Annotated in this window: 21 protein-coding genes, 2 tRNA genes, 3 pseudogenes and 1 CRISPR repeat array (1 of these 27 cut by a window edge); of the genes and pseudogenes, 15 read left to right on the top strand and 11 right to left on the bottom strand. The window is 42.7% G+C overall.

What is annotated here, in order from left to right; translation table 11 throughout:
• Positions 1-136 precede the first annotated feature (136 nt).
• Positions 137-988: pseudogene (locus C3F22_RS15440) on the top strand (NtaA/DmoA family FMN-dependent monooxygenase); the annotation flags it as partial.
• Positions 989-1,044: 56 nt separating this feature from the next.
• Positions 1,045-1,985 (top strand): annotated as a pseudogene (locus C3F22_RS15435) (IS5 family transposase).
• Positions 1,986-2,119: 134 nt separating this feature from the next.
• Here C3F22_RS15435 and C3F22_RS15430 read toward each other — a convergent pair.
• Positions 2,120-2,968, bottom strand: a complete 849-nt coding sequence (locus C3F22_RS15430; RefSeq protein ID WP_104427035.1) for an SDR family NAD(P)-dependent oxidoreductase — start codon at positions 2,966-2,968, stop codon at positions 2,120-2,122.
• A gap of 219 nt (positions 2,969-3,187) precedes the next feature.
• Between C3F22_RS15430 and C3F22_RS15425 the strand changes: the two genes are divergently transcribed.
• The 3 genes from C3F22_RS15425 to phoR all read left to right on the top strand — a co-directional run bounded on the left by C3F22_RS15425 (position 3,188) and on the right by phoR (position 6,195).
• Positions 3,188-3,880: a TetR/AcrR family transcriptional regulator gene (locus tag C3F22_RS15425; RefSeq protein ID WP_034171440.1), complete on the top strand. Its 693-nt coding sequence runs from the start codon at positions 3,188-3,190 to the stop codon at positions 3,878-3,880.
• A gap of 221 nt (positions 3,881-4,101) precedes the next feature.
• Positions 4,102-4,812, top strand: coding sequence for a phosphate regulon transcriptional regulator PhoB (phoB, locus tag C3F22_RS15420; protein ID WP_004780667.1), 711 nt, complete (start codon positions 4,102-4,104; stop codon positions 4,810-4,812).
• A gap of 24 nt (positions 4,813-4,836) precedes the next feature.
• On the top strand, positions 4,837-6,195 hold the full coding sequence (phoR, locus tag C3F22_RS15415) for a phosphate regulon sensor histidine kinase PhoR (RefSeq protein WP_104426913.1): 1,359 nt from the start codon (positions 4,837-4,839) through the stop codon (positions 6,193-6,195).
• 52 nt (positions 6,196-6,247) lie between these two features.
• Here the strand turns inward: phoR and C3F22_RS15410 are convergent, their stop codons facing one another.
• From C3F22_RS15410 to C3F22_RS15400, 3 genes are all read right to left on the bottom strand, one after another.
• Entirely contained in the window at positions 6,248-6,898 is a 651-nt protein-coding gene (locus tag C3F22_RS15410; RefSeq protein ID WP_104426912.1) for a glutathione S-transferase, read from the bottom strand.
• Positions 6,899-7,017: 119 nt separating this feature from the next.
• Entirely contained in the window at positions 7,018-7,416 is a 399-nt protein-coding gene (locus C3F22_RS15405; RefSeq protein ID WP_104426911.1) for an OsmC family protein, read from the bottom strand.
• Between the two features lie 32 nt (positions 7,417-7,448).
• Complete coding sequence (locus C3F22_RS15400) at positions 7,449-8,396, bottom strand: pirin family protein (RefSeq protein ID WP_104426910.1); 948 nt, start codon at positions 8,394-8,396, stop codon at positions 7,449-7,451.
• Between the two features lie 496 nt (positions 8,397-8,892).
• Here C3F22_RS15400 and C3F22_RS15395 point away from each other — a divergent pair, with 496 nt between their 5' ends.
• Both C3F22_RS15395 and C3F22_RS18790 read left to right on the top strand, forming a co-directional pair.
• On the top strand, positions 8,893-10,245 hold the full coding sequence (locus tag C3F22_RS15395) for a GGDEF domain-containing protein (RefSeq protein WP_104426909.1): 1,353 nt from the start codon (positions 8,893-8,895) through the stop codon (positions 10,243-10,245).
• Positions 10,246-10,404: 159 nt separating this feature from the next.
• Positions 10,405-11,628: pseudogene (locus tag C3F22_RS18790) on the top strand (GGDEF domain-containing protein).
• A gap of 69 nt (positions 11,629-11,697) precedes the next feature.
• Here the strand turns inward: C3F22_RS18790 and guaA are convergent.
• On the bottom strand, positions 11,698-13,266 hold the full coding sequence (guaA, locus tag C3F22_RS15385) for a glutamine-hydrolyzing GMP synthase (RefSeq protein ID WP_104426908.1): 1,569 nt from the start codon (positions 13,264-13,266) through the stop codon (positions 11,698-11,700).
• Positions 13,267-13,747: 481 nt separating this feature from the next.
• Here guaA and C3F22_RS15380 point away from each other — a divergent pair, with 481 nt between their 5' ends.
• The gene (locus tag C3F22_RS15380; RefSeq protein ID WP_104426907.1) at positions 13,748-14,386 is read left to right on the top strand and encodes a DedA family protein; all 639 of its coding nucleotides are present in this window, start codon (positions 13,748-13,750) and stop codon (positions 14,384-14,386) included.
• Positions 14,387-14,411: 25 nt separating this feature from the next.
• Here C3F22_RS15380 and C3F22_RS15375 read toward each other — a convergent pair whose 3' ends face one another.
• The 5 genes from C3F22_RS15375 to C3F22_RS15355 all read right to left on the bottom strand — a co-directional run bounded on the left by C3F22_RS15375 (position 14,412) and on the right by C3F22_RS15355 (position 17,214).
• Positions 14,412-15,005, bottom strand: coding sequence for a threonine transporter RhtB (locus C3F22_RS15375; RefSeq protein ID WP_104426906.1), 594 nt, complete (start codon positions 15,003-15,005; stop codon positions 14,412-14,414).
• A gap of 194 nt (positions 15,006-15,199) precedes the next feature.
• Positions 15,200-15,592, bottom strand: coding sequence for a hypothetical protein (locus C3F22_RS15370; protein WP_104426905.1), 393 nt, complete (start codon positions 15,590-15,592; stop codon positions 15,200-15,202).
• Positions 15,593-15,605: 13 nt separating this feature from the next.
• A complete protein-coding gene (locus C3F22_RS15365) occupies positions 15,606-16,442 on the bottom strand; it encodes a ParA family protein (protein WP_104426904.1) in 837 nt (278 codons plus the stop codon).
• Between the two features lie 61 nt (positions 16,443-16,503).
• Positions 16,504-16,896 (bottom strand): SirB2 family protein, encoded by a 393-nt coding sequence (locus tag C3F22_RS15360; protein WP_104426903.1) that lies wholly within the window; start codon positions 16,894-16,896, stop codon positions 16,504-16,506.
• A gap of 9 nt (positions 16,897-16,905) precedes the next feature.
• The gene (locus tag C3F22_RS15355; protein WP_104426902.1) at positions 16,906-17,214 is read right to left on the bottom strand and encodes a BolA family protein; all 309 of its coding nucleotides are present in this window, start codon (positions 17,212-17,214) and stop codon (positions 16,906-16,908) included.
• A 230-nt stretch (positions 17,215-17,444) separates the two neighbouring features.
• On the opposite strand from C3F22_RS15355, the gene C3F22_RS15350 reads away from it, so the two are divergent.
• Together C3F22_RS15350 and C3F22_RS15345 are read left to right on the top strand one after the other, a co-directional pair.
• Positions 17,445-17,520 (top strand) — tRNA-Gly (locus C3F22_RS15350).
• Between the two features lie 45 nt (positions 17,521-17,565).
• Positions 17,566-17,641 (top strand) — tRNA-Gly (locus C3F22_RS15345).
• Between the two features lie 324 nt (positions 17,642-17,965).
• Here the strand turns inward: C3F22_RS15345 and C3F22_RS15340 are convergent.
• On the bottom strand, positions 17,966-18,193 hold the full coding sequence (locus tag C3F22_RS15340) for a helix-turn-helix domain-containing protein (RefSeq protein WP_004895349.1): 228 nt from the start codon (positions 18,191-18,193) through the stop codon (positions 17,966-17,968).
• Positions 18,194-18,308: 115 nt separating this feature from the next.
• Here C3F22_RS15340 and C3F22_RS15335 point away from each other — a divergent pair, with 115 nt between their 5' ends.
• The 5 genes from C3F22_RS15335 (at position 18,309) to C3F22_RS15315 (ending at position 21,362) form a co-directional block, all read left to right on the top strand.
• Complete coding sequence (locus C3F22_RS15335; protein WP_000122748.1) at positions 18,309-18,518, top strand: hypothetical protein; 210 nt, start codon at positions 18,309-18,311, stop codon at positions 18,516-18,518.
• 19 nt (positions 18,519-18,537) lie between these two features.
• Positions 18,538-19,719 carry a site-specific integrase gene (locus C3F22_RS15330; RefSeq protein ID WP_004895354.1) on the top strand — a complete coding sequence of 394 codons (1,182 nt, stop codon included), beginning with the start codon at positions 18,538-18,540 and terminating at the stop codon, positions 19,717-19,719.
• Positions 19,712-19,960, top strand: a complete 249-nt coding sequence (locus tag C3F22_RS15325; RefSeq protein ID WP_004895356.1) for a hypothetical protein — start codon at positions 19,712-19,714, stop codon at positions 19,958-19,960. Before C3F22_RS15330 ends, C3F22_RS15325 begins: the two co-directional genes overlap by 8 nt.
• A 72-nt stretch (positions 19,961-20,032) precedes the next feature.
• Positions 20,033-20,605 (top strand): DUF1376 domain-containing protein, encoded by a 573-nt coding sequence (locus C3F22_RS15320; protein WP_104426901.1) that lies wholly within the window; start codon positions 20,033-20,035, stop codon positions 20,603-20,605.
• Positions 20,606-20,615: 10 nt separating this feature from the next.
• Entirely contained in the window at positions 20,616-21,362 is a 747-nt protein-coding gene (locus C3F22_RS15315) for an ATP-binding protein (RefSeq protein ID WP_004895361.1), read from the top strand.
• Positions 21,363-21,468: 106 nt separating this feature from the next.
• Positions 21,469-22,214: a CRISPR direct-repeat array (repeat unit 28 nt; unit sequence TTTCTAAGCTGCCTATATGGCAGTGAAC) (it continues 8,585 nt past the right edge of the window).

Genomic DNA, 22,214 nt, shown 5'->3' with positions numbered 1-22,214 from the left:
CCTAGCAAAGCACTTCTAAATAGCGTATTTCCTGCTTAATCCATATTTTTTTATATGGATTCATTTTTATTATATTTTTCAGCCATGAAGATCCTTGTTATAAGCAGTGTATTGCATAAAAACACAAGGTCTTCTCATGGCTAAACGACAAATTAAACTGGGTGCTTTTATTCCAACGACTTCGCAACATGCGGCAGGTTGGCGCCATCCTGAGTCTCGTCCTCAGGATCATTTAAGTATTGATTATGCGATTGAATTGGCGAAAACTGCTGAATGCGGCCTGTTTGATGCTTATTTCCTTGCAGATGGTCTGGCAGTCAACTGGAGTCATGGCGCTTCCAAACATAATAAGAATGTCGGTTATAGTGATAAAGTCGTGGGCTTTGAACCAGTCACCTTATTCGCAGCGATTTCAGCCGTCACCCAAAATATTGATTTTATTGCCACTGCTTCTACCACCTATGAAGAACCGTATTTGTTGGCACGAAAATATGCCTCTTTAGACCATATCAGTAAGGGTCGTACCGCATGGAATGTCGTGACCACTATTTCTGCTGAAACCGCACGGAACTTTGGTTTTAGTGCACATCCGGATGCCAAAGTCCGTTATGAACGCGCGGATGAATTTATTGAAGTTGTACAGAAGCTCTGGGACTCCTGGGAAGATGATGCATTCCTCTATGACAAAGAAAACGGTCATTTCTTTGATGCATCTAAACAGCACGAACCACTTCATAGTGGCAAATATTTTAATGTCCAGGGTGCACTGAATGTCCCTCGTCCGCCACAGGGCTATCCAGTGATTGTCCAGGCAGGTCAGTCTGCAGATGGACGTGAGCTGGCCGCCAAATATGCCGAAGTGATTTTTACCGCCCAGCAAAGTTTAGCTGATGCTCGAGCCTTCTACCGTGAGGTCAAAGGACGCCTGGCTAAATATGGCCGTCATCCGGATGATCTAAAAGTAATGCCGGGGGGTTCTGTCTTTGTAGCGGCTTTGTTGCATAAACCTAGCCTAGAAAGATTATTCAGTCCTATAATTTCAATATGAATAAACCTGTTCCTAAAATCTATCGTACAACTAACTGGTCTTCCTACAATCGTGCCCTCATTAACCGAGGTAATATTTCCATTTGGTTTGATCCAAACACTCAGTGGTATGCACAACCACAAGGCAAGCAAGGTCGGAATCAAACTTACTCTGATACCGCTATTCAATGCTGTTGAATGATCAAATCTCTATTCAGACTCTCTTTACGCATGGTCACAGGTTTTGTTCAAAGTTTGATTAAACTGTGTAAATGAGCTGCTCCGAATATCAGCGATATTCGTACAGCACGCTTTGTCGAAGACAAAAACATATTGATATTGCGATTAGCTATCAAAAAAGTAGCGATGGGCTACATCTACTCGTAGACTCAACTGGTTTGAAGTTTCTAGGTGAAGGTGAATGGAAACGTAAGAAACATGGACCTGAAGATCGTCGCCAATGGCGTAAGCTTCATATTGGTATTGATGCCGACACCTTGCAAATACGTGCAGTACAGCTCACTACAAATAATGTGAGCGATTCACAAGTACTCGATGATTTACTTGCTCAAATTCCTTTAGACGAACGAATTGATTCGGTCTATACCGACGGTGCTTATGATACGAAGTACTGCAGACAAGTCATTTTAGATCGAGATGCACATGCGGTCATTCCACCAAGAAAAAATGCAAAACCATGGGAAGATCAGAAATTGAGATCTTTAGAGCAGAATGAATTATTAAAAACAGTGAAACGTTTAGGAAGAATGCTTTGGAAAAAATGGTCTGGTTATCATCGTCGAAGTTTGGTCGAAACCAAGATGCATTGCATCAAATGATTAGGCGATAAATTAACAGCAAGGAGTTTTCCTAGTCAGGTCAATGAGATTCATGCACGCATAGCAGTATTAAACAGATTTACAGAATTAGGTCGTCCTCATAACCAAGTTGTCACTTGAGTTCTGTTCAGATAAGCAGGTGCTGTCTTTTAAATCTTTGTGCAACAAAGCCTTTTTGATTTATAAAATACTTTAGCTGCTTAAGTTTTCGGGCATAAAAAAAACCCGCTTACGCGGGCTTTGATCAGAGTGTTTTAAGCTGACTTTTTCTTTTGCTTGCCGAGGCGGGTAGCTAAAGCCGTGACTTTCTGATAGCCAGTTGGCATGAGGCGCTGAATTAAATCAATCATTTTGGCATCATTTCCAATCAGCAAACGGCGTTTGTCTTTTTGTACCGCATCCAAAATTTGACGAGCTGCTTCTTCCGGTGGGCAACGCAGCAGCTTATTGAAATTCTGTGCAGATTTTTCCGGATGCATTCCCAGACTACGAATGCTGTCATTCATTTTCGCTGCAATGGCGATATTGGTGCGGATTCCGCCTGGGTGTACACAGAGTGCGCTTACGCCGCAGTTTTCCATATCCAGTTCCTGACGCAAAGATTCGGTAAAACCACGCACAGCGAATTTAGTGGCATTATAAGCAGACTGGGTTGGCTGGGCAGTTAAACCAAACAGGCTGGAAATATTGATGACATGACCATCACCGGTTTTCTCGATTAAAGGCAGAAACTCTTTGGTGCCATAAACTACACCCCAGAAGTTAATCCCGACGATCCATTCCAGCTCTTCATAGCTAGCACCTTCTACGGTAGAACTAAGAGCTACACCAGCATTGTTAAAGATCATATTCACGCTGCCATGATCTTTCTCGACCTCAGCGGCCCAAGCGTGCATTTCTTCCAGATTAGCCACATTGACCTTTTTGGTTGTGACACGAACAGCAGTACCTTTCAGCAGCTCAACGGTTTTAGCCAGGCCCTGTTCATTCACATCACTGAGTGCTAAATGACAGCCCTGCTTTGCTAAAAGCACCGCAAGTTGTTGACCGATACCTGAACCTGCACCAGTAATGGCCGCGACTTTATTATTAAAATTTTTCATTGAATTTCCTTGATTAAAACACTGCCCTTTCATGACAGCCTGTTTTTCTGTCGCATAGGGATACAGCACACCGTTTCAATATAGTTTTGACAATCCTTATTGTCAATAATTCCAGCATGTCTCTACGGGCCAATTTTCAGGTTTGAATTTCAGCATAGGTCAAAGCCGGATTTATTGATAAGATACTTAAAATCTCAAGCACATGAGTCTATGGTCTTTATGACGGATGCAGTAAATTCAGGGCAAAAACTAGCAAGTAAAAGTAAAGAACGCCAGTTTAAAGGACTTTCCATGGCTGAACGTCAGCAGGCGCGTCGTGAAAAGCTGATTGAGGCCGGAATCGAGGCTTATGGCCGTCATGGTTTCTTTTCAGTCACAGTGAAGGATATCTGTAACGAAGCCAAACTGACTGAACGTTATTTTTATGAATCCTTTAAGAAAAGCGAACATCTGTTCCAGACTATTTTCCTCAAGCTGATTGACCAGTTACAGCAGAATGTCATGCAGGCCATGATGCAAGCCTCTTCTGATCCAAAGAAAATGATCGAAGCCGGTCTGACTGCCTTGCTAACGACCTTACGTGACAATCCGGGTATGGCACGAATTATTTATATCGATGCGATGCTGGTTCAGGAACTGCATAATCAGGCCACGATTCATGAAACCATGGGCCGTTTCGACCGTATGATTCAGGCCTTTGTCATGCTGATGATGCCGAACCTTAATCGTTCTGAACGAGAGATTTCCCTGGTCTCGACCGGACTTAATGGTTATGTCACCCAGATTGCGATTCGCTGGGTCATGAGCGGCTTTAAGCAGTCACTGGAAGAAATTCTGTCTTCCTGTAGTCTGGTATTCTTTGCTTTACTAGATACTTTGGGTACAGAAAAACCAGCGGATCCGGTTAAATAATTTTTAAATCAAGATAAGTTCCAGATAGATTTACTTGTAAGTGATCTACAATATTTTGAATTAAGACCCTCTTATAAAATAACAGCTTAAATTGTGACAAATCTTTGCAAAAAGTCCCGGAACTACCTATTCTGCAATGATACTGTCATAATTAATCTTTGTAATAAGCCTGTCATAAATATAAAACGGTCCACCGTTTGCATGAAATAGGGTATTGCGCTGTGAAAGATGACTACATTCTAATTGTTGATGATGAACTGCCGATTCGTGAAATGATCCACACTTCTCTGGATATGGCAGGCTTTCAATGTTTACAGGCAGAAGATGCCAAGCAGGCTCATCAAATGATTGTGGACCAGCGTCCAGCATTGATTTTGCTGGACTGGATGATGCCGGGTGGCGTCAGTGGTGTCGATCTATGTCGTCGTTTGAAACGTGATGAAAACCTGTCCGAAATCCCTGTCATCATGCTGACTGCGCGTGGTGAAGAAGATCATAAAGTTCAGGGACTGGACGCCGGTGCCGATGACTATATGACCAAGCCGTTTTCGACCCGTGAGCTGGTTTCACGTATTAAAGCTGTTTTACGTCGCTCCAATGCCCTTAGTGGTGAAAAATCTATTGATGCTAATGGATTGGTATTAGATCCAGTCAGTAAGCGTGTGAATTTTGGCAATACTATACTGGACATGGGACCCACTGAATATCGTCTCTTGGCATTTTTCATGACCCATCCGGAACGTGCTTATACCCGTGCGCAGTTGCTGGATCAGGTTTGGGGTGGCAACGTCTATATTGAAGACCGGACCATTGATGTGCATATCCGTCGCCTGCGCAAGGTACTCGAACCTTATGGCGCTGACCGCTATGTACAAACTGTGCGTGGCACCGGTTACCGTTTCTCGACCCGTGTCGATGTTGCACTCGGTTAATTGTTTTTAGGTAAATCTCGTTTTATGTATGAGCCCTATCCTGTTCCCGAACTGTCACACGAGCACAAAAGATTTCGTTACAGCAGCTTATGGGATTTTGCCAAGCAAGATTTACGTCTCCTTCTTTTCTTCCTAGTAATTGCCAGTTGTATTGGCCTAGGCATCGGTTATTTCTGGATCTGTATCGTTCTGGCCTTTGTTGCCTTCTTTGGTACACAGTTGCGTTCACTCTACCTGGTCAATGAATGGATCTCGAACCGTCCCTATGATGTACCGCCAAATATCAACGGAATCTGGGGCGCTTTACTGTTTAATGTTTATCGGGCCCAGCGTCAGGAACGCGTTGTTCAGGCTGAAATGGTCGAGCTGATTGACCGTGCACAGTCCTCGCTAGTCGCCCTTCAAGAAGCTGTAGTGCTGATTGATGAAAACCAGCAGATTGAATGGTGGAATCCAGCGGCAGGACGTTTACTAGGGATTGGTCAGGAAGATCGCGGCCGTAATATCCTGAGTTTGTTACGTCAGCCAAATTTCATTGATTACTATCATCATATTGATAATGCACCTGATGGCCTTAAAATGAAGTCTTCGATATTAGAAGATCATTATGTGCAAATCAAAATGACCCGTTTTGGCGGTGAAAGCCGCTTACTGGTCGCTTATGATGTGACCCGGATGCATAATCTGGAACAGATGCGTAAGGACTTCGTCGATAATATTTCGCACGAACTGCGTACACCTTTAACTGTGCTCAGCGGCTATATCGAAACCTTTACCGATCAGGAAGATATTAGCCCGCGCTGGAAACGCGCCTTTGACCAGATGCAGTCTCAGACCCGTCGCATGAATGCACTGGTGAATGACCTGTTACTGCTATCCCGTCTGGAAAATGACAAGAATATTGCCAAGAACCAGATTATTGACATGCCGAATCTGATGAACCAGCTGTTTGATGATGCGCAAGCCTATAACGTGGATTATGGCCATACCCTAAATCTGGATATTGACAGTCACTGTGACCTGATCGGCTCAGATATGGAAATTGCCAGTGCCTTTAGTAACCTGATTACCAATGCCATCAAGTACACGCCTAAAGGTGGAACCGTGACCATGGGCTGGCATGATGATGGTGAATCGGCCTATTTTGTCGTAGAAGATACCGGAATTGGGATTGATCCTAAACACTTGCCACGTTTGACCGAACGTTTCTACCGGGTAGATTCTGACCGTAGCCGCCGTACTGGTGGCACAGGACTGGGGCTAGCGATTGTGAAGCATGTACTGATGCAACATCAGGCCCAGCTCGAAATTGATTCCCGTGAAAATCAGGGATCCACCTTTAAGGTGATTTTTCCTAAAGAACGTCTCAGTTTCCCGGACTGATTCAAAAATAAAAAAAGGTGCAAGTCGCACCTTTTCTTTTTTAGCGAAGGTTTTAAGACTTTAATGCCTGCTCTTTGGATAAGGCCCGGAAATAAGCTGCTCGATGCGAGATCCGTTCCAGATAGGCTTGAATCGCCGGATAACTTTTACCAGTACGGCTTTGCATGGCTTCGAGTGGGAAGCTCATCTGAATATCCGCAAAACTGAAACGACCGGCAAAATATTCATGCTGGCTTAAATGATCTTCCAGAAACTGGATATGGTCTTTTAGACGGCTTTGTACAAATTGCTTTTTCACTCCTTCACAAATTGTTTTAGCAACCGGACGAACTAAAAATGGCACTTGCTCAGGAACTTTGGTCATCACCAGTTGCATGACCAGCAAAGGCATCAAAGACCCTTCTGCATAATGCATCCAGTAACGGTATTGCGCCTTGTTCTCGGCACTGATCGGCTGAAACTGATGGGTCGAATCATAGGTTTCTTGGAGATACTCCAGAATAGCGGCAGACTCAGCCAGTACCAGATTCTGATCTTCCAGAATCGGGACTTTACCCAGAGGATGAACCTGTTTCAAAGAAGGCGGAGCAGAATAGTTTGGCAGGCGTTTGTAATACTTGATCTCATAATCAAGTTCCAGCTCTTCCAAGGCCCACATGATTCGAAATGATCTTGATTGTTCGAGATGATGTAAAACACGCATATTAGACTCATGATTTTATTGTTATTACTGCGTGAGCATAGCAAAAAGTCCAGATCTGATTAAAGAGTTTATTAGTCTACTTACATTTTCCCTACCGGATATAGCGTACCCTCTTTAGCTTAAATCAGGCTAGTGCGAATCTCCAGACTGCGTAACAGGGTTTTGGTCACCGGGGTTTTGGCACAAATCTCCAGAATTTTCTGCTGCAAAGCCGAATCATGAACAGTATCAAAACTTAAGCGTCGTTCAATCCATTCCTGCCCTTCTTTATTAGCAAAAAATTCTGCTTCAACCTGAAAGTCGCCCAGTTCAATATTCTTATGCTTGGCATACATGCGCAAAGTAATCATGGTGCAAGAGATCAGACTGCCTAAAAGTAGATCATAAGGTGCAGGACCTGCATCCTGCCCGCCGAAGGATTCAGGTTTATCGGTCAGGTAATGATGCTGGCCATGACTGATTTCTCCCTGCCACGGTATGGTTAAGCTCTGTATTTTGGCAATTGCGATACGGGCCATACTGATCCTTTGTTCTTATGATTATGTAAAAGTTATTTGGAAGCTCGCATATGTTCCGGAAATGCCGGTGCTTCCATACGTGGGCCATCATAGCTTGGAATGGTGCCAAAACGCGGGTGTCCCATCATCCACTGTTCACGGGCCAGCTTAAGTTCTTCCACATCACGACCCACCAGATTCCACCACAATAAAATAGGGCTTTCAAACGGCTCTCCACCAATCAGCAGGACTCGTCCACCGGCATGAATTTCGACATCCACATGCTGTAATCCGGGTTCAAGAATCACCATATTATCTTCAGTCAGTTCATGCCCATTAATACTTGCCAGCCCCTCAAGGGCCATAAAACCATATTCAAATCTTGGATCTAAACTCAGACGGGCACGGGTACTTTCAGCAGCGAATAGATTCACCCCCAAAAGTTCGGTATGAACCTTAACTGGTGATAGTGTATCCAGAAATTCCCCGACCAGGACCGTACATTGAATGCCCTGTTCTTCGATCACAGGTAATTCCGAATAATGATCAAACGCCGGAGCCATATTGATCTTGTCATCAGGCAGGGCGATCCAGAGCTGTGCTGCATGCATTTTGGTTTCAGTTTCCGGTGAAACCTCTGTATGCGAAATGCCATAGCCTGAAGTCATCAGATTAACCTGTTTCGGCCGGATCAATTGCCGGTTACCCAGACTGTCACTATGCATCATGGTGCCTTCAATCATCCAGGTAAAAGTTTGCAGGCCAATATGCGGATGCGGTCCGATATCCAGACCATCTCCCTGAGGAAATTGAGTGGGACCGGCATGATCCAGAAAACACCAGGCGCCAATCATGCGTTTATGCCGACTCGGCAAGGCGCGTTTAATGACGGTTCCCTGCCCGATTTCCGCACGCCGTAAAGGAACTTCCTGTATGAACTGATTGATATACTTTTCACAATCATCTGAATTTGACAGTTCAATATCATTATTATTCGACATGGTTGAGCTGACCTCGGCAAGTTCATTCTGGCTGTATGCTGTATCAAGACATCTTTCCCTGATCATCACAAGATGTCTACCTCATAGAACAATGTACCGCGTCTACCCGCAAAATCTATCTTTGGAAATATTTCGATACGTATAAAATGTGCTACTCATCAGAACAGTTCAGATACTTAAAAGCTTCAGTCTTCCAAAGACTGTAATCAAGATCTTGGTTATGAATTATATAATCATTCAAGTAACCAGCATTATCTCGTTTAAATCAACTTATTCATCCTGCTCATGTTTCACGTGAAACGCTCATTTTTATTTATATAAACTTTTAAAATCAGCAATCTATAAAAATGTGATCCGTCTAGCTTTATGTTCACAAAAACAAAAATTTTGTTACGTTTTCTTTTTAAAAATCGTGCTACCCCCTGATTCTAGGGAGATTGTTTTTTATTCATTTGGTTCATAATAAGGCCCAATAAAAATAAGATTGGATCAGGATATGTCATCCTCGAATGAAAATATATATTCAACGGCGAATATGTCTTTTCAAAACTCGACCACGGATAGATCATTAAAGTTGGCCGAATGTGATCTGCAAAATCGCCAGTTAATTGAAGATGCGCTTGTACATCGCGCTGCACCTATTCCTGTGCAATTCCAGCAGTACTTTTATAACTATCTTTATGTGCATCGTCATCAAAATCTTCGCCAGATTAATTACATGGCACAGATCGCCTTTTTGCTGTATTTCTTTGCCGATATTTTTATTATTCCTGATATGTTTTTCCTGTCTGGACTGATCCGGGTATCACTGGTCATTGCTGTCATGTTTTGCTGTTATTACCTGTTTAAGCATCAAAAGAATATCCGGGTTCTGGACATGATTTTGCCTGTGGGCACGACTGTGGCTGCAGCGACCTGGATTGGCCTGCTCCTGCTGTCGAGCAGCCCGCATGTGTCGACTTATATCTATGCTTCTGCGATCTTTATTTTAATTACCAACCTCTGTGTACAGACCGAGTTTAAGGGTGCGCTGTATTGTTCTATTTTTATCGCCCTGTTTATCATGATTGGGGTAACCCATCTCATGAGTCTATCGCAGGCCTTTATTTTCACCGTTGTTTTCACACCTCTCTGGGCGTTTAGTATTTATATCAACTGGAATAATATCATCAACATACGGCGATCTTTTCTACGCACTTTGCTGGATGAATGGAATTATCAAACCTTAAAGAATCTTGCCCATACTGATGATCTGACCCAATTATTTAATCGTCGTCATTTTGTGGATATGGCGGAACGTTCAATCCACCAATGGCCAAAGCCTGCCAGCACCTGCCTATTGATGTTTGATGTCGATTATTTCAAGAGAATCAATGACAACTATGGCCATGATGTGGGTGACCGGGTGCTACAACTGATTGCTGAAATTACCCGTAAAGAAATGCGCTCTAGCGATGTACTGGCACGTTTTGGTGGAGAAGAATTTATTGCCTTGCTGGAAGATACCCAGCTACAGGATTGCCTGATGATTGCAGAACGGATTCGCTGCTCGATTCAAAAGCAGGTGATGCACATCAATCCCGACCAGAAAATCCAGTTCACGATCTCCATTGGTATTGCTGAACTTGAATCTCCACAACAGGAACTTGAAGACCTGATTAAGCATGCGGATATTGCGCTTTACGAAGCCAAAAAAGCAGGACGAAATCGGATTCGGGTCTATCATCCTAATATGCTGCAACCGACTAAACCGCTCTCTCCAAATCCCTGGAATGTATTTAAACCACTGAATAAACAGGAGCAGTCTGGCGCTCATCATAAAGCGAAACAGTTTTGGTCTGCTTTGTAAGTTGAGAGCAAAACCAAGATTGTTAGACAAGAATTTAAGAATTAGACCTAAATCTGTTTGTGATGCTTTTCAAATAATTTCTAAAAGAATAGAATATTTTTCATACAAATATAAATATTCATCTTATTCATTTCTTTAGATTTAATGTAGGAAGGCGGCATGCCAGATAAATATGAAGAAGAAGTTCGCCTCCTGCTTCAGGATGCCCTTCAAGATCCTCTTGTTCGTATTCCTGGGTCTTTAAAACCTGCCTACTTCAGCTATCAGAAACAGCTCACTTTAAAATATCTGTTACAGGTGAACCTATTCGCACAGGTGGCATATGCCTCCTACACCCTTGCCGATATTCTGGTGCTAAATGACATTATGAATTTGCTCATTCTGACCAAGCTAGGCTATACCTTGGTAATTCTACTGATTACCATCTGGATGTATCATTTTTACCGGAATTTGCCTGTATTTGACCTGCTGTTGCCGACCTCGATTATCGGGGCAAGTGCAATCTGGTTTTTTAATCTGAATCAGTGTGAAAGTCCGCATACGTTCATTTATCAATATGCTTCACTGGTCTTTATTGTCCTGGCCAATCTATGTGTACAGATTCGCTTCTGGCCTAGCCTGATTAATTCCGGTCTGATTACACTGGTGATTTATATTGGTGTGTATTTCAATACCCAAGCTAATCTGTATCAGATGTTCTTGTTTTCCCTGATCTATATGCCGGCATTGACCTTCAGTTTATATATCAGTTGAAGCTCTACACTAAAATCCCGTTTGGTATTCCTGCAACATACCCTGAATGAATATCATCGTCAGACTTTTGAAAATCTCGCCCATACTGACTCGCTGACAGGCCTGAATAATAGACGCTGTTATGAATATCTGATACAACAGCTGATCCAAAACAATCTTAAACAGCCTGCTCCAATCAGTTTGCTGGTCTTTGATGCCGATCATTTCAAGCAGATCAATGACCGTTATGGACATGATGTTGGAGATCAGGTATTGCAGATGATTGCGCAGGCCACACGCAATGAAATGCGGCGTCATGATGTGCTGGCACGCTATGGGGGTGAAGAATTTATCGCATGCCTTACTGAAACTTCACTAGATGATGCACTCAAAATTGCCGAGCGTTTAAGACACAAAATCGAGAATATTATGGTCAATCTGAAACATGGGCATCATCTCGATTTCACCGTTTCAATTGGTGCAGCCATTCTGGAAAGTAGTGAAACAGATTTAATGGCGCTGATTAAATAGGCTGATATTGCCCTGTATCAGGCTAAAGCCAATGGTCGGAACCGAGTCGAGTGTTATGATCCTGAACTTGACCAAGGTTTGCTTGGAGAACTTCAAAACTGGCAGGTTAAACCGGCTTAAATGTCATTTCAAAAATAATAAAAAAGAGCGCCGAAGCGCTCTTTTTTATAGGTAATTTTCGTTAGAAAATTACTCCCATTCAATTGTTGCTGGTGGCTTAGATGAAACGTCATATACCACACGAGAAACTTCAGCAATTTCGTTCATGATACGTGTAGAAATACGGTCTACCAGGTCATATGGAAGATGTGCAAAACGCGCTGTCATAAAGTCGATGGTTTCAACTGCACGAAGTGCAATTACCCATGCATAACGACGGCCATCACCGACCACACCCACAGATTTCACTGGTTGGAATACGGCAAAAGCTTGAGCAGTTTTGTCGTACCAGCCGCTTGCGCGAAGTTCTTGCATGAAGATGTCATCAGCAAGGCGAAGAATATCAGCATATTCTTTTTTCACTTCACCCAGAATACGAACACCAAGGCCTGGACCTGGGAACGGATGACGATAGATCATGCTGTGTGGCAAGCCTAGAGTTGTACCCAATTTACGTACTTCATCTTTAAACAGGTCACGCAATGGTTCAACCAGGTCAAATGCCAAATCTTCAGGCAAGCCACCTACGTTGTGATGCGACTTGATGACATGTGCCTTACCTTGTTTGCTGGCAGCAGATTCAATCACATCTGGATAAATCGTACCTTGTGCAAGGAAGGTTACGCCATCGAGCTTACGCGCTTCTTCAGCAAAGACTTCGATAAATTCGCGACCGATGATTTTACGTTTTTTCTCTGGATCAACTTCGCCAGCCAAAGCAGAAAGGAAACGGTCTTCAGCATCAGCGCGGATCACGCGGATCCCCATGTTGTCTGCAAACATCTGCATCACTTGATCGCCTTCGTTCAAACGAAGCAGACCGTTGTCTACAAATACGCAAGTCAACTGATCGCCAATTGCTTTGTGCAAAAGCGCAGCTACAACTGATGAATCCACACCACCTGAAAGACCTAACAATACTTTTTCATTGCCAATCTGTGCACGAAGCTGTTCTACACGCAGGTCAATAATATGTTCTGGTGTCCACAGACCACGACAGCCACAAATCTGGTGTACGAAGTTAGACAGTAATTCTGCACCTTTCGAAGTATGTGTCACTTCAGGGTGGAACTGGATCCCATAGAAACGGCGAGTTTCATCAGACACCATGGCAATCGGACAGCTTGGTGTGCTTGCAGTCACCTGAAAGCCTTCTGGAATACGTGCAACCTTGTCACCATGACTCATCCAGACATGCAGCTGGTTTTCACGGTCTTGCAGCTGACCAATCAGCTGGTCACGTACCACGATATCCACTTCTGCATAACCGAACTCATGTACAGTACCTGGCTCAACTTTACCGCCAAGCTGTTCACACATGGTTTGCAAGCCATAACAGATACCCAGTACAGGTACACCTAACTCAAATACCACTTGCGGCGCACGCGGGCTGCCTTCCAGGTGAACACTTTCAGGTCCACCAGACAAGATGATACCGTTTGGATTAAATGCGCGAATGTCTTCTTCAGACATGTCATAGGCATACATTTCAGAATATACACCAGCTTCACGGACACGACGTGCGATGAGCTGACTATATTGAGAACCGAAATCCAGAATCAGGATACGATCTTCAGTAATTTGAGTATTGGTAGTCATGACAAACAACTATGAAAGGCAAACGAAAGATAAGCGCCGTATTCTAGCATTTTTATTAGGCTTAAGCACACTATTCCCATCCGCATAATAATTAAGCAGTTTATTTTTTTAAATAGAATTAAGCTTTCGATTCAGCAGGAGAGCTTTCCCTTCTCTCCCCAGAATTCAATATATTTACGCTATTTGGATTTCAATATTTTAAGACCGGCCAGTTAAGTTGCTATTGAAAGTTTATTTCGCTTACCTCTATCACGGTCTTCACTGGGATGGCGTTTAGGGTTAAACATGTGAGCCACCTTTTGATTTTTATTTTAATGACATTTTCATGCTAAGCCTGTTTTATAGGAATTTACCGCCAATTTGTAAGATAAATTTTTAATTCACCCATCAGGGATGAACGGGCAATTATTTTCCTGTTCGGTACTGACTTTCATGCCGCAGACTGTTAGGATTTGATCACCTTTTCGCTTGTTTTTTCCCTATGGAACTGCTTGATTTTATCCTCCACGTTGATGATCACCTGCTCGAATTCATTACCAATTACGGCATCTGGATTTATGGCATTCTTTTCCTGATTATTTTTGTTGAAACGGGACTGGTGGTGATGCCATTCCTGCCGGGAGACAGCCTGTTATTTGCATCAGGTGCACTAGCGGCTTCAACGGGTGCAATGGATCCATGGGTACTGATTCCGCTACTGTTCACTGCGGCAGTGCTGGGCGACACTCTGAATTATCATATTGGTAAATATATTGGGCCACGTGTATTTGAGATTGAATCACGTTTTATTAATAAAAAGCATTTGCTTGCTACCCAGCAGTTCTTTGTGAAACACGGTGGTAAAACCATTATTTTTGCCCGTTTCATTCCTTTTGCACGTACCTTTGCACCTTTTGTTGCTGGTGCGGGAAGTATGAATTACAAATATTTCCTGACTTACAATATAATCGGTGGCTTTCTCTGGATCAGTTCATTTGTGATCCTAGGTTATCTGTTTGGCAACATGCCAATCGTCAAAGACAACTTCACTCATCTGATTTTCGGTATCATTATTTTAAGTGTCATGCCAGGTGTGATTGGCTTTGTTCAGCAGAAACTCAAGAAAAATAAAATCGCCTGAAAGCCTAGAATTATTGATTGAAAATTTATTCCAGCCAATTGATCAACAAGGGCACCAGGCAAAGCAGTAAAAACAGAGCCGACCCTTTATAAATCAGGTCGGCTTTTCTTTTTGCTGACTCTCCCGCCAGAATCGCTTGTCCGAAGATCATCCAGAACAACGCAACAAGCAAGGCAATCCCGGTAAAAATCGCAAAGACCAGAACAAAGTTACTCGGGCTTTTCCAAGTAGACAGCGGCAAGATTCCGGTCGCCAGAAGTGCTGCTTTGGGGTTTTTTAGGGTTCCCTTAAACATCTGCCAGGGACGGATCTGAGGATGACTCTGATTATATTGTTCCAGTTGCCGTGCTTTGAATAAATGGAAGGTCATCCAGCCCACACCAATTGCACTCAGCATATGCACCAGTTCCTGAAAACTGGGCCAGATCGGTGAAAACAGATGAACCAGCAGAGCCCACCCATTGATCGCATATAAATACCCTACCAGAATGACGGGAATATACAGACTGGTTTTGGCTGTTCCCTGCTGATAGGCAGAACTGGCCACCAATGCATTGGCTGGTCCAGGGATCATCAGCACTGCTATTGTTGCAAAAACAAAGAGCCAGTTTTCAATCATGGTGGTTAAACATATCAGACAAGGTGATTACCTTAACCAATCTCGTGTTCTGATCACAAGACGGGATCTTTCAAAATTTTATGCGCATCGGTCATTTTTTCTGGTGAATACTGCGAACTGTGTCACTTGAGCAATCATTTTTAAGATAGAAAAAATGCCGACTTAAAGTCAGCATTTTTTTGATATTTAGAGGGCTATTTATTGGCGTTTTGACGGACAACAATTGGGCAAGCTTTAAATTTTGCAGCTTGTACAATAGCTTCCTGTTCACCCAGTAGACGTGCCGTTTCAGTGCGTTTGGTATTGGAAGACTGTCCCATATTCACTGATACACTCGGACCAATGCCCCAGCCACCGCGGCTGCCCCAGCCACCACCGACTCCTACCCCTACGCCGACACCTGTACGTTTAGGCGGCTCAACACCATTATCAAGATATTGCTGAATACGGTTGTATTCCCCCTGAAGCTGCTGACAGTTGAGGGTTTGATAATGAGTGGGTGAAACATAGGTCGGTTTGACCGTCGTTGCACAGGCACTCAGCAAGCTAAGTATACTGATCGCCAGGCTTATTTTCACAAGTTTCATAGTTAACTCGATCTTAATGCTGCTCTATCTCATTGAACAATGATTGATAGGCCTGAGTCAATTTATGATCAGTTGCCAAGTGAATTAATGGCTGATTTTTTTGATGTGACTCTTTCATCAGCACCGACGGTGGCAACATGCTGTTTAGTACCGGAAGACCTTCATCTCTTAGTTGCTGTACCACTTCGCGAGGCAGTTTTGCCTGAGCCTGAAACTGGTTGACCACGATGCCTTCAATTTCCAGACGTTCGTTATGATCATCCTGAGTTTCGATGACATTCTCAATCAGAGTTTGCAAGGCCCGTTTAGAAAACACATCACAGTCAAACGGAATCAGAACACGGTCTGCAGCAATCAGGGCTGAAAGTGTAAAGAAATTAAATGCTGGCGGAGTATCAATAAACACCCGGTCATAATGCTCAGCAAGTGGTTGCAAGGCATCGCGCAGCTTGTAAATCTTATGCTTGGATTCCAGTGCATGGGCCAATGTGCCCAAACTTGGACTGGCCGGAATGACATCCAGATTTTTAAAAGGTGATTGATGCAGATAACTTTCCAGCCCTTTAGCCCGGTTCTTGAGAATGGAACCAATCGCATTACCAATTAAGCTTTTGCTCTGCTGGTTCCCCAACACATCTTCAAAATAGTTTTCAATATTCGGCTCCAGCGCCGGCTTGTCACTCGAATAAGTTGCATCATCCCCTAGTAAATACTGGCTGGAGTTTGCCTGCGGATCAAGATCGATTAACAGGGTTTTAAGCCCCTGATGCGCACTGATTGCTGCCAAATTGACTGCAATACTCGATTTCCCCACCCCACCTTTTTGATTAAAAACCACACGAGTATGCATAAACACCCCTCTTTATTTTTCTAATGATCAGTATGTTTGAGTTCATTGACTGATGAATAATTTAGCCAAAATTCGGCTTGATCATGACCAATACCATAATCACAATAAGTGAAACCACAGCAATAAATAAGCCAGCACGGCGTTGTACCAGCAGGATTGAATCATCTTTTTTATAGGCTTTGCCCAAGGATGAAATCAGCACCAGAAATAAAATGATTTTGGCATAAAACCAAAGCTGTACATCAAAATTCTTTAAAAACAGGGCAATAATCCCAGTTAAGGCAATCACGCTAATCACCAGGTGCTGCAAAGCGACCAGAAATACACGTGCTTTTGGATTCGGTTGATTGCCCTGTGTACCCATAAACAGGGTAATAGCACGCGCAAGAATGGCCACAATGGCCAGTCCTGCCGCAGACATATGAATAATCTTGACTAAAAGCTGGGTATCCATAAAGTCCTCTTAGTTTTTTGGTGTATGTGCACATTCCGGACTAGACGTATCCTGTCCTGTCCACTCTTCAGGCAAGAAAGCATGAATTGCCAAGGCATGAATTTTATCTTTAGACAGCAAATCACCTGCCGCAGCATAGACCTTTTGATGGCGTTGTACCGCACGCAGGCCGGCAAAGGCTTCACTGACAATCACCGCCTTAAAATGCGATTCCTTACCCGGAAAATATCCACCATGACCTGAAGATTCATTCACGACTTCCAGGTAAGTAGGTGACAATTGTGCCAAACGGTCTTTCAGTTGTTGTTCTAAGCTCATGGCCTGACTCCGATTCAAGATATGGGTCCAGTATACCCTGTTCTACCCGCTATTTCGGTGCAAGAAATGTCTGCAATTATTTGATTGTGCCGAGATTTCATTAAATTTTGCATAAATTTTGTCTAATTGTTTGGAAGCACAGAGAATATTGCTTTTATTTTATGCAATCGACATAAGATTTTTCATAAAGTTATTGACCCTGTTTTTGCATGCTGTATTATACACGGCATGCGGGAATAGCTCAGTTGGTAGAGCACAACCTTGCCAAGGTTGGGGTCGCGAGTTCGAGTCTCGTTTCCCGCTCCAAATTCTTTTTTGTTCATTTTTTAAAGTAAAAAATCGATCGACCCTGCGGGAATAGCTCAGTTGGTAGAGCACAACCTTGCCAAGGTTGGGGTCGCGAGTTCGAGTCTCGTTTCCCGCTCCAGATTCAAAAAGCCCTGATCGAAAGATTGGGGCTTTTTTATTGTTGATTTTATTATATTTTTTAAAAACTCTCCTTCCTTTGTTATTCGATTCAATAAAAAATATTCTTAATGTAATTCGTATTTTGTGACCAAGATGTGACCATGGCGTGCCCACAACAAAAAAAATGGTCTCAATTGATCTTAAATGTCCTCAATCGATCACCACTTTCAGAGCTTTTTTGAAGGCAAAAATCACCCTGTTCTCTTCCAAACAAGGTATTTTTTACCAAATGATCAATAATTTGTGACCATTTCACTTTTTGATGTGACCATTTGTGACCAAACTACTCACTAACAGATTGTTCTTTATTGTCTTTTTCAAAAACAAATAAATCCCCTACCTGTACATCCAAATAATCACAAATTCGATCGATGGTCTCCAAATCAATTCGAGTCAATTCGCCATTATAAAGCTTATGCAAAGTTGTCTTATTAATGCCTGTACCACGAATTAAGTCAGCTACACGCATTTTTCTTTCAGCCAACAATATTGGTAGCTTACAAATAACCATTAATTTTTCCTCTAATACAATGAAAATTTAATTGCATTTAATTAAATTTGAGGTTATTTTAGGTCTAAGGATGAAAAATTCCTTACATCCGATGAATTACGCTAGGAATACAATTATGTCATATACCTATCTCACAGCCCAGCAACTGGCTGAAAAAATCCAGTACGACGCTCGTACCATTCGCAACCAGCTGAAGGACAGTGTCTTTATTGAAGGTGTTCACTACATCCGTCCTTTTGGTGGCCGCAAAATTCTTTTTGTTTGGGAACGTATTGAAACTGAAATGCTTAAATTCACTGGTTTAAGCATGGATGCTTTGCAATAAGGCTTAGGAGGTTTAACTGATGGCTACCATCCGGGAACGAAGTGGCAAACTGATTGCCGACTTTCGCTACATGGGCATTCGTTGCAGAGAAACAACCAATCTTGAAGACAATGCTTATAACCGTCGCATTTTGAAAAAACGTCTCGAACAGCTTGAAGCTGAAATTACTTTGGGAACTTTTGAATACGAAAAGTACTTTCCAAAAAGTAACCGTGTTGAGGAGTTTAAGGAAAAAAGAAGTCAGCAAATTGCTGTACAGACCAAAGTTCCTCTTTTTAAAGAGTTTACTGAATTGTGGTTTAAGCAGAAACAAGTTGAATGGAGAACCTCATATCAGCAAAAGGTTTCAATTGTGATCAAAAACTATTTGATTCCTGCTTTTGGTAATCAGGTTCTCTCGAAAATCAAGAAGTCAGACTTGCTGAACTTCCGTGCCTCTCTCGCCAAAGTGACACACGGAAAAGATCAAACAAGTCTGAAAGCATCGAGGATCAATCAAATCATGACGCCTTTACGTATGATACTCAATGATGCGGCTGAACGATACGAGTTTGAGTCGCCTTATAAAAATATTAACAATCTGAAGGAAAGCAAGATTGAAGTCACACCTTTTTCTCTGGAAGAGGTGCATAAAATTCTTACCACAGTGCGTGAAGACTTCCGCCCCTATTACACCGTTCGCTTTTTTACGGGTATGCGTACCAGTGAAATCGATGGTCTGCAATGGAAAAATATCGACTTACAGCGTCGTGAAATCCATATCAGAGAGGCGTTAGTGAATGGTGTGCTTGGTGGAACCAAAACTTATGGTTCTGACCGCACGATCCAGATGAATGACCGCGTTTACCAAGCCTTTCTCCAACAGAAAAGCTTAAATAATGGTAAATCAGAGTTTGTTTTCTGCAATCGTGATGGTGGACCTCTCGATTATCGTCTGGTGAATAAACGTGTCTGGCATCCGATCTTGCGCTTTCTAGGATTGAAGTCTAGAAGAGCCTATCAAACACGCCATACAGCAGCAACTCTTTGGCTGTCAGCAGGAGAAAATCCGGAATGGATCGCACGTCAATTGGGACATTCAACGACTGAAATGCTGTTTCGAGTCTATAGCCGTTACATCCCCAATGTTACGCGCCGCGATGGCAGTGCATTTGAAGCCATGCTGGAAAAACTAAATACAGAGGAGCTTGCACATGAATAGTAAAGCTTTCTTTGGTGGTGTGGTCGTCAGCCCTGAAGCAGATATGGTCGCTCGTGAATTAATCCATGAGCTACACATTCCCAAACTTCACAATCTAGCTTTTTTGTTGGAAATCAATAAATGCTTCGATGATCACCAGGCGTTGAGACTCTGGTTACAGCGAATGTTGGATGAAGGGCAAGCCCATTACGATGACTTGGCCCAACAGGCCCGTCTCCGCTTAATGAGTCTCGCTCACTAATAAAACAAACACAGACAGAAGGTCATCCAATCGATGACCTTAGCCCCTCTATACCTATAAAAAGGTGAACACATGCATAAAGATATTTCAATTTGGATGCCACTCTATATTGGCGACCTACAGGCAAAATTTGCACGAATGACGGCAGAACAAATTGGTGCGGCACTGCTGTTAATGATGGATTTCTGGAAAAATGGTGCCATTCCTCATAACCTAGCTACTGTATGTAGCATCACGAAATTACCTCAGCACACCAAGGCTAAAACTTTGTTGAATACGCTGATGGCTCTGGAATTGTTTGAAGTCGAGTCTGAGCAGATTCATTCAAGTTTTTTAACCAGTTTAAAAAGCCAGGCATTGCAAAATCAGCAAATGAAATCTGATAAAGCTAAAAATGCAGCTCAAGCACGCTGGAATAAATCCGCAAGTAATGCTCAAGCATCAACTAAGCAACGAAAAGTAAATACTCAAGCAGCTCCTGAGAAGAGCCCGAGTATTACTCAAGTCATGCTTGAATCATGCCCTTCATCTTCATCTTCATCTTCATCTTCATCTTCATCTTCATCTTCATCTTCATCTTCATCTTCATCTTCAAATTTTGAAGAAAAAAATGAGAGTTTTTTAGAAAATTCAAAATGGATTTAGGAGATCAGCCATGAAAACCATGCTTAAAACACTCCAGTTTCGCGCAGAAACAACAGAAACACTTTGCCCTACCCATCATATACCCCTGATGGAAATTGCAGGTCACAGGCTCTGTAAATTGTGTGCCAAAGAAACCGTCCATCACTCACATGCAGCCTATGAGGATGAACTGCAACAGCGATTGCTACAACAGAAAATTAGAAATTCAGGACTTAATAAACGATACCTGGATCGTGGCTTCAAGAATTATGTAATTGCATGCCCTGCACAAGACAATACCATCAAGCTATGTCAGGCCTTTGCACAGCAAATTATTTCTGACCACAACCCGAACATGTTGATGATTGGTACACCGGGTACAGGTAAAACCCATCTGAGTGCATCAATTATTCGCAACATTCTGCATAACAGTACAAAATCTGCGCGCTACTATACCAGTGCAGAAATTGCTCAAAAAATGATGGACACCTGGTCAGATGCTTCACGTTCTGAGAAGGAAGTTATCGACCATTTCTCTAGTTTTGATTTATTGGTCATAGATGAATATGGCCTGCATGACCGGCATGAAAAACGCCTGGAGATGGTGCATAAGGTTTTGTATAGTCGTTATGACAATATGAAATCTACCCTGCTGATTTCCAATTTCACAGTCCAAAATATGCAGCGGGATTTAGGTGTAAGATTATGGTCTCGGTTACATGAAAATAATTTGATTGTAGTGCCGTGTTATTGGGATGATCGAAGAATAAGCGGATAGCCAAACTCTTTGCTTAAGCCAATTATCTTACTGAGATAATTGGCTTTTTTATTACAAAAATTATTTACAGAAACTCTCGTTTGCATAAGTATTACTGAAGATAATACTTCAAAGCTGCCTATATGGCAGTGAACCGGGATGCTTCAATGCCGCAATACTGAATCAATTTCTAAGCTGCCTATATGGCAGTGAACGCTGCTTCCAAAGGCGATTGGTAGTTATGCTGTTTCTAAGCTGCCTATATGGCAGTGAACCCTTAAAAGCCCTCAAGATCATTAAAACTTGATTTCTAAGCTGCCTATATGGCAGTGAACCGCCGTCATACTTTCCTGAAACTCTAAATATCTTTCTAAGCTGCCTATATGGCAGTGAACGTGTTTCTGCAATCAAAGCGACGAGCGCGGTTTTTCTAAGCTGCCTATATGGCAGTGAACTCTTTCCTGCTCGGTCAATTGTTTGTTTCTAATTTCTAAGCTGCCTATATGGCAGTGAACAGACACATAGCTTAGAAAAGATTGTATTAGCTTTTCTAAGCTGCCTATATGGCAGTGAACTCTGCAATCCGGCTTCACGTACCGCCTGATTTTTTCTAAGCTGCCTATATGGCAGTGAACATCTTTCTGTTCGGCAGCATGATTTATGCTCTTTTCTAAGCTGCCTATATGGCAGTGAACGATGTTCAGCAGCCAGAGACGCCTGCATGTATTTTCTAAGCTGCCTATATGGCAGTGAACTATTATTCCCCAAACTGTAAAGCACAACTAATTTTCTAAGCTGCCTATATGGCAGTGAACTCCTTCCTCATGGCGCTTTAGACTATCGCAATTTTCTAAGCTGCCTATATGGCAGTGA

It is taken from the genome of Acinetobacter sp. ACNIH1 (assembly GCF_002934695.1).
In the GTDB taxonomy this organism is placed as follows: Bacteria; Pseudomonadota; Gammaproteobacteria; order Pseudomonadales; family Moraxellaceae; genus Acinetobacter; species Acinetobacter variabilis.
This window is presented reverse-complemented; position numbering and strand designations above follow the sequence as displayed.

What these genes read in the sequence shown, in the direction of transcription:
- C3F22_RS15405 (WP_104426911.1), bottom strand. Translation starts at nt 7,416, where the DNA reads ATGGCCCGTATCGCAATTGCCAAAATACAGAGCTTAACCATACCGTGG.
- C3F22_RS15325 (WP_004895356.1), top strand. Translation starts at nt 19,712, where the DNA reads ATGAATAGTAAAGCTTTCTTTGGTGGTGTGGTCGTCAGCCCTGAAGCA.
- C3F22_RS15400 (WP_104426910.1), bottom strand. Translation starts at nt 8,396, where the DNA reads ATGTCGAATAATAATGATATTGAACTGTCAAATTCAGATGATTGTGAA.
- C3F22_RS15330 (WP_004895354.1), top strand. Translation starts at nt 18,538, where the DNA reads ATGGCTACCATCCGGGAACGAAGTGGCAAACTGATTGCCGACTTTCGC.
- C3F22_RS15370 (WP_104426905.1), bottom strand. Translation starts at nt 15,592, where the DNA reads ATGAAACTTGTGAAAATAAGCCTGGCGATCAGTATACTTAGCTTGCTG.
- C3F22_RS15360 (WP_104426903.1), bottom strand. Translation starts at nt 16,896, where the DNA reads ATGGATACCCAGCTTTTAGTCAAGATTATTCATATGTCTGCGGCAGGA.
- C3F22_RS15410 (WP_104426912.1), bottom strand. Translation starts at nt 6,898, where the DNA reads ATGCGTGTTTTACATCATCTCGAACAATCAAGATCATTTCGAATCATG.
- C3F22_RS15335 (WP_000122748.1), top strand. Translation starts at nt 18,309, where the DNA reads ATGTCATATACCTATCTCACAGCCCAGCAACTGGCTGAAAAAATCCAG.
- C3F22_RS15320 (WP_104426901.1), top strand. Translation starts at nt 20,033, where the DNA reads ATGCATAAAGATATTTCAATTTGGATGCCACTCTATATTGGCGACCTA.
- C3F22_RS15315 (WP_004895361.1), top strand. Translation starts at nt 20,616, where the DNA reads ATGAAAACCATGCTTAAAACACTCCAGTTTCGCGCAGAAACAACAGAA.
- C3F22_RS15375 (WP_104426906.1), bottom strand. Translation starts at nt 15,005, where the DNA reads ATGATTGAAAACTGGCTCTTTGTTTTTGCAACAATAGCAGTGCTGATG.
- C3F22_RS15365 (WP_104426904.1), bottom strand. Translation starts at nt 16,442, where the DNA reads ATGCATACTCGTGTGGTTTTTAATCAAAAAGGTGGGGTGGGGAAATCG.
- C3F22_RS15355 (WP_104426902.1), bottom strand. Translation starts at nt 17,214, where the DNA reads ATGAGCTTAGAACAACAACTGAAAGACCGTTTGGCACAATTGTCACCT.
- phoR (WP_104426913.1), top strand. Translation starts at nt 4,837, where the DNA reads ATGTATGAGCCCTATCCTGTTCCCGAACTGTCACACGAGCACAAAAGA.
- C3F22_RS15395 (WP_104426909.1), top strand. Translation starts at nt 8,893, where the DNA reads ATGTCATCCTCGAATGAAAATATATATTCAACGGCGAATATGTCTTTT.
- C3F22_RS15425 (WP_034171440.1), top strand. Translation starts at nt 3,188, where the DNA reads ATGACGGATGCAGTAAATTCAGGGCAAAAACTAGCAAGTAAAAGTAAA.
- C3F22_RS15430 (WP_104427035.1), bottom strand. Translation starts at nt 2,968, where the DNA reads ATGAAAAATTTTAATAATAAAGTCGCGGCCATTACTGGTGCAGGTTCA.
- C3F22_RS15380 (WP_104426907.1), top strand. Translation starts at nt 13,748, where the DNA reads ATGGAACTGCTTGATTTTATCCTCCACGTTGATGATCACCTGCTCGAA.
- C3F22_RS15340 (WP_004895349.1), bottom strand. Translation starts at nt 18,193, where the DNA reads ATGGTTATTTGTAAGCTACCAATATTGTTGGCTGAAAGAAAAATGCGT.
- guaA (WP_104426908.1), bottom strand. Translation starts at nt 13,266, where the DNA reads ATGACTACCAATACTCAAATTACTGAAGATCGTATCCTGATTCTGGAT.